11 protein-coding genes are annotated in these 9,573 nt (G+C 47.3%); 9 read left to right on the top strand and 2 right to left on the bottom strand.

Annotated elements, in window-relative coordinates; all coding sequences use genetic code 11:
• Positions 1-84 precede the first annotated feature (84 nt).
• Positions 85-774 carry a LexA family protein gene (locus ACESYO_RS16140; RefSeq protein ID WP_373210838.1) on the top strand — a complete coding sequence of 230 codons (690 nt, stop codon included), beginning with the start codon at positions 85-87 and terminating at the stop codon, positions 772-774.
• Positions 775-797: 23 nt separating this feature from the next.
• Complete coding sequence (locus ACESYO_RS16135) at positions 798-1,391, top strand: SOS response-associated peptidase (RefSeq protein WP_058965480.1); 594 nt, start codon at positions 798-800, stop codon at positions 1,389-1,391.
• 64 nt (positions 1,392-1,455) lie between these two features.
• Here the strand turns inward: ACESYO_RS16135 and ACESYO_RS16130 are convergent, their stop codons facing one another.
• Positions 1,456-1,611: a hypothetical protein gene (locus ACESYO_RS16130; RefSeq protein ID WP_156417379.1), complete on the bottom strand. Its 156-nt coding sequence runs from the start codon at positions 1,609-1,611 to the stop codon at positions 1,456-1,458.
• A gap of 171 nt (positions 1,612-1,782) precedes the next feature.
• On the opposite strand from ACESYO_RS16130, the gene ACESYO_RS16125 reads away from it, so the two are divergent.
• The 7 genes from ACESYO_RS16125 to ACESYO_RS16095 all read left to right on the top strand — a co-directional run bounded on the left by ACESYO_RS16125 (position 1,783) and on the right by ACESYO_RS16095 (position 9,038).
• Positions 1,783-2,322 (top strand): DUF5050 domain-containing protein, encoded by a 540-nt coding sequence (locus ACESYO_RS16125; RefSeq protein WP_132587430.1) that lies wholly within the window; start codon positions 1,783-1,785, stop codon positions 2,320-2,322.
• A gap of 531 nt (positions 2,323-2,853) precedes the next feature.
• Positions 2,854-3,471, top strand: a complete 618-nt coding sequence (locus tag ACESYO_RS16120) for a hypothetical protein (RefSeq protein ID WP_373211330.1) — start codon at positions 2,854-2,856, stop codon at positions 3,469-3,471.
• Between the two features lie 88 nt (positions 3,472-3,559).
• Entirely contained in the window at positions 3,560-4,801 is a 1,242-nt protein-coding gene (locus ACESYO_RS16115; RefSeq protein ID WP_058965482.1) for a hypothetical protein, read from the top strand.
• A 288-nt stretch (positions 4,802-5,089) separates the two neighbouring features.
• Positions 5,090-5,758, top strand: a complete 669-nt coding sequence (locus ACESYO_RS16110) for an ATP-binding cassette domain-containing protein (RefSeq protein WP_373211328.1) — start codon at positions 5,090-5,092, stop codon at positions 5,756-5,758.
• Entirely contained in the window at positions 5,755-8,106 is a 2,352-nt protein-coding gene (locus tag ACESYO_RS16105; RefSeq protein WP_058965483.1) for an ABC transporter permease, read from the top strand. Before ACESYO_RS16110 ends, ACESYO_RS16105 begins: the two co-directional genes overlap by 4 nt.
• Positions 8,107-8,188: 82 nt before the next feature.
• Positions 8,189-8,587: a hypothetical protein gene (locus tag ACESYO_RS16100; RefSeq protein WP_058965484.1), complete on the top strand. Its 399-nt coding sequence runs from the start codon at positions 8,189-8,191 to the stop codon at positions 8,585-8,587.
• A gap of 1 nt (position 8,588) precedes the next feature.
• Positions 8,589-9,038, top strand: coding sequence for a hypothetical protein (locus ACESYO_RS16095; protein ID WP_132587432.1), 450 nt, complete (start codon positions 8,589-8,591; stop codon positions 9,036-9,038).
• An 85-nt stretch (positions 9,039-9,123) separates the two neighbouring features.
• Here ACESYO_RS16095 and ACESYO_RS16090 read toward each other — a convergent pair.
• On the bottom strand, positions 9,124-9,573 hold a 450-nt coding region (locus ACESYO_RS16090), incomplete at its 5' end, for a hypothetical protein (RefSeq protein WP_373210833.1).

Below are 9,573 nucleotides of genomic sequence, written 5' to 3'. Positions count from 1 at the left end.
GTTCTGTGAGGGGCAGTAGACAATCCCTTCGCAGCAAAAATTATGTGAAAGGAGTGTCGAGGCTGTCTACTCGACTGATACAGCATGCAGTGGTATGAGCGGTTGGTACAAGAGCGCAAACGCCTGGGACTATCGCAGGATCAGGTTGTTGCAGCTATGTCAAAATATCTGCCGGCAGGTGAGAGCGTTGGAAAAGGAGCCCTGTGCTCTTGGGAGGGCGGACGCACTCAGCCCAAAATTCATCATGCGCTGGCACTGGCTCGCGTCCTCAATAATGCTGATGTGAGTTACCTGTTCAGTTCGGAATCTCTCCGTGATGGGCTGAATGATGCGGGGCTCCAAAAGCTCGCTGAATTCCGAAGTTTATTGCTGGATTCACCCCGGTACCGAATGGAGATTGATTCCCCAAAAACACGACTGATACCCATCTTTCTACAGGCTGCCTCAGCCGGTACAGGTCAGATACTGGATGATGATGCATTTGAAGAGATCGAAGTTGACGATACGGTTCCGACAAATGCTGATTTCCGTGTGCGTTTGGCGGGCGATAGTATGATGCCTCGGTTCACGGATGGTCAGATGGTATGGGTCAAGCGGCGAGATGTGGCGGAAAATGGCGAGATCGTCATGTGTTATTATGATGGACAAAGCTACTGCAAGAAGTTGTGGACAGATGGAACGAAAACAGAACTTCGTTCATTGAACCCTGCATACAAACCGATTCACGTCTGCGCCGATGCGCCCTTCCGTATTTTTGGCGTTGTCGTGGGATAAGGTTTATAAGGAGGTGCAGCGCTATGTGTGGTCGATACCAGTTCAGTGCCGCAGCGAATGATGATCTACGACAAATCGTGCGGAGTGTTCAGAAGAGATGTGGGCAGGACGAACTGAACTTCCGTATCATAGATGGAGATGTAGCGCCCTCATGTAGCGCTCCGGTGCTTATTTCAAGAGGAGACAAGGTCGTCGGAGATCTGCAGAGATGGGGTATACCGGGACGGAACGGGCATCTTATCATCAACGCTCGCGCAGAGACCGTCACTCAAAAAGGTATGTTCCGGCGCAGTATCACCGGGCGCCGCTGCGTAATACCTGCTACTGCATTCTATGAATGGGATTCTGCACACCGACCGTACTTGTTCACGGTGCCGGGCAGTCCTCTTTGGCTTGCCGGAATATATGACTGTGTGGAGGACGTGAACTGTTTTGTTATTTTGACCACTGCTCCTAATGCTTCTGTTTCCAAGATCCACGACCGGATGCCACTGACACTTCTGCGAGATGAGATCAGACCTTGGCTCACTGATCCTGAAGTGGCTCTTGCCCTTTTGGCCCGAACTCCTGCGCCACTACATTGTCAGGCGCAAGACGGTCAACTGACTTTTGAATAGAATCATAAAAAACGGCGAGCTGCTCCATAGAAAGAGCAGCTCGCCGTTTTTGCGAGTGTGGAGACTATTCCTGATTGGTCTGTTCTTGCTGGCTGAAGGGACGCTGCGGCTGGTAGCCAATGAAAGGACAAACGGGAAAATAATCGTCAGATTGTTCTCTCTCGCCCAAGCGATTGATGATTTTCCCTGCAATTTGGATGAGTTCCTTTTTTACATTCATGATAATCTTCTCCTTTTCTGAGTTAATTTGGCGGCGATTACAGAAAGAGCTGCAATTCCATACCCAATAATACCATAAGCACTAATATGAAAATCATAGTATCTGTGCCAAGAAATAAAGCGCAATTCGTTTCAGTTGTTCAGCGCGCAAGAATCGCCGGACTTCTATATTGTGGAATTGGATTTGAATTCGTTTGAAGAGAAGGTTGTGTTTAGCACAGCTGACATCTTGGATAACAGTGCTATCAAACAAGCGATAATGTATCCTTTGACCTCATACTTCTTTTTGAGTTCGGACTCGTTATATATTGCATCAGATAAACTGTGGGAAATCGATATGCGTACAGGGGAATTGAATCTGTTGCCAATCGAGTGTAACTATGGAAATATTTCGTATGACGGAAAATACATTTATTATATTGGAGACGATTCGAAACTATATAGATATAGCATAAAGAAGAAGGAAAACGATCCTATTGATGGAGTAACTGCAAAAGATTTTTTCTTGAATGAGAGCTATGTGTGCTATTTAAACAGACTTGATGAAGATAAAATCTATCTTTACTCACTCGAAACGCGAAAAAGTACAAAAATTATCAATGCATCAGCAACGAGCATTTTTTTTGAGAAAAGGGAAGATAGTGTTTCTTTCAAAAGAAGATGGGCTTACGTATTGTGCGGAAATAAATGGTACAAACATAGTAAGATATAAAGATGCAATTTAGGATAAAAGCAAGTAAGCTAAAATGAGGGTTTGTAAATGATTTACTAACGATCAGATATGGCTTCTATTTTTAAGTGAAGTCAGGAAAGAATAACAACGAAAAGGCAAACGCAATTGGATGATTCCACTGGCGCGTTTGCCTTTTATTATATCAATGTAAATTGTACATTGCGAAAATCAAAAAGCAGATAATATATAGCTTGAATTCTATTGATGAATGCAAAGTTATCTGAATATTCTCGTAGCTCCACCCTTTCGGGGGGAGCTCTTTTATATAGTGCAGAAGCGATGAAAAATTTGTTTATCAATAACTGCATAGTGCCTTTTCATTTTCGGGTGATAAGACAGTGTGGAAAGTCTGTGAAACAGCAACTCGTAGTTTGTGACAATTATCTTGTTCTTCGTTACAGTTTTGTGGAAAAAATGTGAAAATGGTAATATACTACAAACAAAGAAGAAATAGATAGATAATTTTAGCTGAAAAGCAAACGTGTAAGGAAATTAAGTAGTAAATCACCGGTGATTTTTGAAACGTTCCGCCGCACCGCCCCCGGCCAGGGCGGCACGGTGGAAAACAGCGGTTGTTTCATAAAAACAAAATGGAGGTTTTACAGTATGAATCTCAAAAAGAAAATCGTTGCCCTGGGTATGGTTTGCGCTTTGGCGCTTGGCATGGCGACTTCGGCGTTTGCAGATTATAATAATATCAGTTACCGACCCATGAGATCGGGTTCTTATAGCTATAACTGGCTAAACGTCAATCGAAGTAGTGCAAGCATTAGTCCAAAAGGAAAGAATCTTATTTTGTGGAACGTTACAACTCCGAAGACAGATCAGAAATTTAACGAATGGACAAAAACGGTAGGAGGCAGAACGGGTACTGTCATTTGCTTTGCCGATAATACGTCGCTTGCAGTGAACAGGAGTTCTTCCACGGGCAGTGCAATCCTTTGGACATGGAATAACGTAGTAAGTTTCAACGATTCAGCATTGATCCCCATCAACCGTTGGGATTCTCCGCAATATGAACTGAAATTCGGAAGCTCTGCTGGCCAATATCTCAGATATGCCTCCGATGCATCCGGAGCCAGAGTCTATTTTTCGGCCAACACGAGCAATACCGTATGGGATAACTGATTATTGCTATTATGATTTAAGTTATAACTGCAAGGCGGAACTGCGCAGGTGTTTCGCCTTGCAGCATACTATTTAACAGAGGAATCCTATGAAAATTTCAATCATTGTAAAATTAAGCGTACTGTGTTTGTTCGTTACGTCGCTGACAGCCTGTGGGATTCATACTCCCAGAGAATCAGAGAGGGGCCCGGCAGTCACTTCTGGTAACGAAACGCCCATCACCCATGTGGCCTATTTGGATATGGTTAATCAGCATGCAGTTTCTCCCGATGGGCTGTATTCGGTATGCCAGGTCCAGCTTGGTGGCGAGAATCTGTTTTATGTGGATGCAGAATCCCGGCAGGAGACCTATCTTTGCGCAGCACCCAATTGCACCCACGATTCTCTGGACTGTACGTCCTATCTGCCCATGAATGGAGAATATGGCTATGGCATTTTTTTCTTTGACAGTCATCTGTATGTTCTCCAGAACACTCCCATACAGTCCCATGGCCCCTATCTCATGCAGATAGAGCCGGATGGGACCAACCGCAAAACCGTGCTGGAATTGCAGGATGGCGAAAGTTTTCTAGGTTCTGTGTTTGGCTATGGTTCATCCCTTTTGATGGAGATTAATGTAGTAGATGAAACTGGAACCTGGCATCGTCGCTTGGAGCAGATCGACCTGCAGAGCGGCGAGAGGGAAATCTTGCTGGAATATCCCACTCAGGAAAAGCAGGTTTTCACCTTGATGGGCGCGGCGGGTACGAACCTGATATACCTGTGTTCCAATTATGAGCAGAACCAGTATTTCAAGGTGGACCTTTCCTCTTCCGATGTTTCGCTGGAACATTGGCAGGACAACACCCTCGGCCCTCAGTTTGATAACGTTACATCCTATTGCAATGTACAAGGAGACTATTTCTGCACATATGACACCAAAACGAACCGCTTGGGATACGAAAACCTTCTGACCGGTGAAACTCGGGAGTTTGACGCCCCCGCCCTCGCCCCAGGCGAAACGTTATATGGTTTGGTCTATCTTTTTGATGATCAGTTTGCATTAACACTAGACGATGCGCAAAATAATATTGTCCTTGCGCTTCTGGATTCCGAAAGTGGCAATCTAACAGGTGTGCGTTATATGCAGACAAAGGAAAACAGTCACACAATCGTAGGCGATTTTGGGGAATCTATCATCTGCCAGGTAAGCAATAGCGAGCAACTGTTAGAGGGGCAGGATAAAGAAGGCTTGATTAATGAGCTGAGCTATTACAGCATCTATTCAATCATAAGCAAGGATGACTTTTTGAAAGGGATACAAGGCACTGAAATTGCTTTCCCTGGCTAATAATCTTCTATAACGCCACCGAGAATTGTATGCTGTTTTAGTGTACAGTTAATTTTATACTTCTATCCGGGAGAAAGCAAAAAAGAAAATTCTATCCCAAGCGAAAAACTGTAACGAAGTGTAAGAATTCAAGGAACGCTACATTCTTACTTAATTTGAGGTGAACCATCCATGACCCACCATACGAATCCAGCCCCTTGCCTTGCGGTGGAAAATCTGAAAAAAAGCTATCTGATTCGGGGTGGCCTTTTTGGCCGCCCCGCCACAAAAAAAAAGGCCTTGGCCGGGGTGAGCTTTTCCCTCGGCCCGGGCCTTTACGGCCTTCTTGGCCCCAACGGAGCGGGCAAATCCACCCTCATCAACATCATCACCGGCAGCCTGAAGGCGGACGGCGGCACCGTGCAGTGGTGCGGCAAAAACGCCCAGGCGCTGGACATCCGCTTTCGCCGGGTGCTGGGCTATATGCCCCAGCAGCAGGGCCTTTACGACAGCTACACCGGCCGCCAATTTTTGGCCTACATGTGCGCTTTAAAAGAAATTCCAAGCAAAGAGGTGCCGGAGCAGATAGAACAAGTGGCGGAATGGGTAAACCTTTCCGGCGAATTGGACAAGCGTCTGGCCGCCTATTCCGGCGGCATGAAGCAGAGGCTTTTGTTAGCCAGCGCCCTGCTTGGCGACCCAAAACTGCTGATTCTGGACGAACCCACCGCCGGACTTGACCCGAAGGAACGGGTGCGGCTGCGGGAACTGCTGGCAGAGATGGCCAAAGATCGGATTATTCTGGTGGCCACCCATGTGGTGAGTGATGTGGAAACGGTAGCCACCGAAATTCTGCTTTTGAAAAATGGTAAACTGGTGGATCAGGCTCCGGTGAAAATCCTGATCGAAGCCCATGCGCCGGGGCAGAATCTGGAAGCGGTGTACTTGGCGGTGTTCGGTGAGGAGGATGGCAAATGAGACTGCTGCTTGCCGAGCTGCGCAAGGTCTGGGGGCAGCGTATCTTTGCGCTGTGTCTGGCAGTGCTTGCTGCTGCCAATCTGTTTTTGCTCTATATCGGCACCCGGCCTGGAGAAAACAGCCCGCAGCCTGCGGCCTGGCGGGCTGTGGCCCGAGATCTTGCCGGGATGGACACCCAGGCCCAGCAGGATTTCATCAACGAAAAGCTGGACCTTGTGTATGGCGTTTTGCAGATTGACCAGATTCTTTCCTATCAGGCAAGTGGGGCCTTTTTGGGGATGGATGTGCGGCAGGAATATGCCGACCTTTTTAATCAATATGAACAGGCCTATAAAGACAAAACCTATGACCTTTATACCGGCGATTTGAGGATGGATTATCGGCTTCTCAGTCAGATAAAAGAAGAACTGGACACGGTGGCGGGCTACCCCCAGTTCCTGGAAGATGTGCAGGCCAAGGCAAAACAGCTTTCCGGCATTTCCATCTTCAATAATGGCAAAAGCAGTTATGACCGGGCGAATATCGACAAGACCGCTGCGGTTTATGCGGGGATGGGGGATGTGACCATTCAGTATGCTCCCCAGAAGGGTCTGTTCACTGCGCTGGACTACCAGTTTACCGACCTGATCTTGCTGGCTGCAATGCTGCTTCTGGCAAGCCTTTTGTTTCGCCAGGAACGGGACAGTGGGATGCTGAATCTGGTGCGCAGTATGCCTGGCGGACGGCTACACACTGCGCTGGCAAAGTTGGGAGCGCTGGCGGTGAGCCTGCTGGCGGTGCTGCTGCTTTTGTATGGCGTGAATCTGGTTTATTGCGGCCTTACCTTCGGCCTCGGACCGCTGGGGCGCAGTATCCAAAGTGTTCCCGCCTTGATGCGCTGCACCATGAAGATCACGGTGGGGCAGTATCTGGTGCTGTTTTTGCTGGCCAAATGGGCCGGGGCCTTTGTGATGGGGCTTTGGGTCATGCTGGCGGCTTTGTGGGCCCGGCGAGCCTTTGTAGGCTGGTGCGGTGCGCTGGCTCTTCCCGCCGCCCAGTGGCTCATCCGGGAAACTATTCCCGCCACCAGCCGCCTGAATGTGATCAAATATGCGAATATGGTCAGCCTGCTTCGTACCAATGAGTTGCTGGGCAACTATCGGAACCTCTACTGGTTCGACACGCCAGTCGGTCTGCCGCTGGTGGAATGGCTGGCGGCGATCCTCTACGGCAGCCTTCTGGCGGGTAGCGTCTGTTTGCTCTTCTGCCGGGGGCAGCTGCTGGCGGCTCCGGCCTTTGCGGGATTGCGAAGAAAAGCGGCGAAAACAAAGCCCACCACAGTACTGCGACAGGAGAGTCGCAAGCTATTTTTGCTCTGTGGTGCGGCGGTGGTGCTGCTGGTCTTTGCCGGGTATCAGACCTGGCAGACTGCCACTACCGAGAGCTACATCGACGCGGAGGAAATCTATTATGCTTGGTACATGAAGCAGCTTGCCGGGCCTTATACGGAAGAGACTTACCAGAAACTGCTCACCATGAACGAGGAGTTCGAACCCATCCGCCAGCTGGACCAGGCGCTGCAATCCGGCAAGATCACCAGTGAAGCCTATCAGGCCCAGATGGGCGCATATTATGGCTTGCAGCAGAAAATGAGTGTATTCCAGCGTATCCAATACGGCAATCTTTCCTACATCAAGGAAAATCCAAAAGCGCAGCTGGTCTACGAGAGCGGCTGGGAAAAACTGTTCGGCTTCAGTGGAGAAAGTGACCTGCGGGATACCTTGACGGCAGGGCTTGTGAGCTGTATTTGCTTTGCAGGATTGTTCGCCTTTGAGCAGAAAGGCGGCATGAAACGGGTGGTGATGGCCACGCCTTTGGGCCGTCAGCGTACGGTGCGTTGTAAGCTGGCTGTGGGAACTGTAGGGGCAGCACTGATTTGCCTGCTTACCTGCCTGCCGCGTTTTCTTGTGGTACTGCGAGACTACGGTCTTTCCATGCCGTTTGCACCGGCCATGAGTCTGCAAGGATATCATGCGTTGCCTGCTTGGATCACCCTTTCTGATGTGCTGGTGTGGGGGGTACTGGCCCGGTTGTTGGCTTGCATGACCATGATGTTGATTCTGATGACACTTTCGGAATTCATTGGCAATACATTGGGAGCGATGTTTGTGGGCAGCATTATGTTTTGCCTGCCGCCAATGCTTGCGCTAAGCGGTCTTTCTGGACTTCGATGGATAGGAATGTATCCTTTGTTTCATATAACAGAACTTGCTCAACGCCCAGATTTCTGGGCAGGATTAGGCTGTGTGGTTATTGCACTGGGACTATGCTTTTTGTGCATAAACTGGCTGAAAGAAAAGTGGAAATAGTGATTTGAAATATAGCGAGAGGGTGTTTCCGATGCAGAGAATCTAAAATAGAAAGACGATTGAATTGAGAGAGGTGACAACAATGAAACATACACGATCAAAAGTGATGATTGCTATTCTTGTTGTGGTACTTCTTGCTGTTGCAGTTTTTGTGATTATGAAAAAGCAAGAAAGTAGTGCGGGAGAAAGCTTTCCAGTACCCGGCATGGAAACATGTGAATTGGGCGAAAACTATTACTATCTGGCGGAAGATTATGTGCTGGATGGTAAAGTAATTTATAAGGCAGGATATTACGAAGCTATTTTGATTACAGAGGATTCCGACTACAAGATTTTTATTCCTGTGGACCCCGATACCCTTGAACGTTTACCTTCGGATAATTTTTCTGATGGGACAACGCTAGAACTTCCCGATGGAAAAGTTTATGAACTGCATATTACAGATGGAAACTATCGTGCTGAATTGAAAGAAGGTACATAACATGAAAAAAGTTTTCGTAGCACTGTTTTTAGTTGCAAGCCTTTTTGTAGTAAGTCTGTCAGTGTTTGCACACGATGCGTCTCATAGTAGTGGCCTCTGTGAAGGTGATGTACTTGTATTTAATGGAGAAGAGTACGTTGTATATTTTACAGGTGACGGCGAGGCTCATTTGGCTAAGGATGGAATTATGTTATTAGGATCTACTTGCCCAGATGGGAGACCGCATCAATACAAAGTACAGCCAGGAACAAGCGTAAAACAAACAAAGATTAATAATAATTCTACGTATTGCTACTGGGAACGTTCTTATATTCGCAGTACATGTACTCGTTGTGGGGATACCATTGCATCCTTGTCTTCTGAAAAACAGAAGAAACATACATTTAAGCTGTTTGGAAAAGAGTGCCAAAATGTTGTCAATGGCGTTAAATGCCCATTCAAAAAATCGTAATAGAGTATTCAGATAATTAAAAGAATCCGACGATTTGATAATCATGTGGTATGCGATTTTTATATGATGAAAGATTACTGATGAACTAGACATAAAGCGTCATCAGGCAAGCCTTCAACTCATCAGTAAGTATCAGATGCATCATATCCAGTTCATCAGAGGTAAACTCCATTTCATTTGCAAGCTCCTCCACAGACTGGCTGCTGACTGTAATTTTAAGAGTATATGTGTATTCCGGAGCTGGGGGATCGGGAGTAGTGGATGTGACTGGATCGGGCGTTGGAGCAGGCTGAGAAATTTCCTCTTCATCAATCTCCCATTCAATACTGTGCATATGCCAAAAAATCTCCTGAATCTGCTCTTTTTTGGCTTCGTCTATCACAATCACATCACTGTCGCTGCGTAGGTTTGCGTTTACGGCGAAAAGGGCAAGAATTTCAGGCCAGTAGCTTGACCAAGTGTACCCGTCAGGGTAATCGTAGAAGATTTCGATGTCACTGCACTCTGGGTGATCCTCGATCAGCGAGTTGATTTC

This window comes from Allofournierella massiliensis, assembly GCF_964241245.1.
GTDB lineage: Bacteria > Bacillota > Clostridia > Oscillospirales > Ruminococcaceae > Allofournierella > Allofournierella massiliensis.
Note: the sequence above shows the minus strand (reverse complement) of the source record. Positions and strands in the feature narration are given on the sequence as shown.

Coding starts and splice junctions, on each gene's coding strand:
- ACESYO_RS16115 (WP_058965482.1), top strand. CDS start 3,560: ATGAAAATTTCAATCATTGTAAAATTAAGCGTACTGTGTTTGTTCGTT.
- ACESYO_RS16130 (WP_156417379.1), bottom strand. CDS start 1,611: ATGAATGTAAAAAAGGAACTCATCCAAATTGCAGGGAAAATCATCAAT.
- ACESYO_RS16135 (WP_058965480.1), top strand. CDS start 798: ATGTGTGGTCGATACCAGTTCAGTGCCGCAGCGAATGATGATCTACGA.
- ACESYO_RS16105 (WP_058965483.1), top strand. CDS start 5,755: ATGAGACTGCTGCTTGCCGAGCTGCGCAAGGTCTGGGGGCAGCGTATC.
- ACESYO_RS16140 (WP_373210838.1), top strand. CDS start 85: ATGCAGTGGTATGAGCGGTTGGTACAAGAGCGCAAACGCCTGGGACTA.
- ACESYO_RS16095 (WP_132587432.1), top strand. CDS start 8,589: ATGAAAAAAGTTTTCGTAGCACTGTTTTTAGTTGCAAGCCTTTTTGTA.
- ACESYO_RS16100 (WP_058965484.1), top strand. CDS start 8,189: ATGAAACATACACGATCAAAAGTGATGATTGCTATTCTTGTTGTGGTA.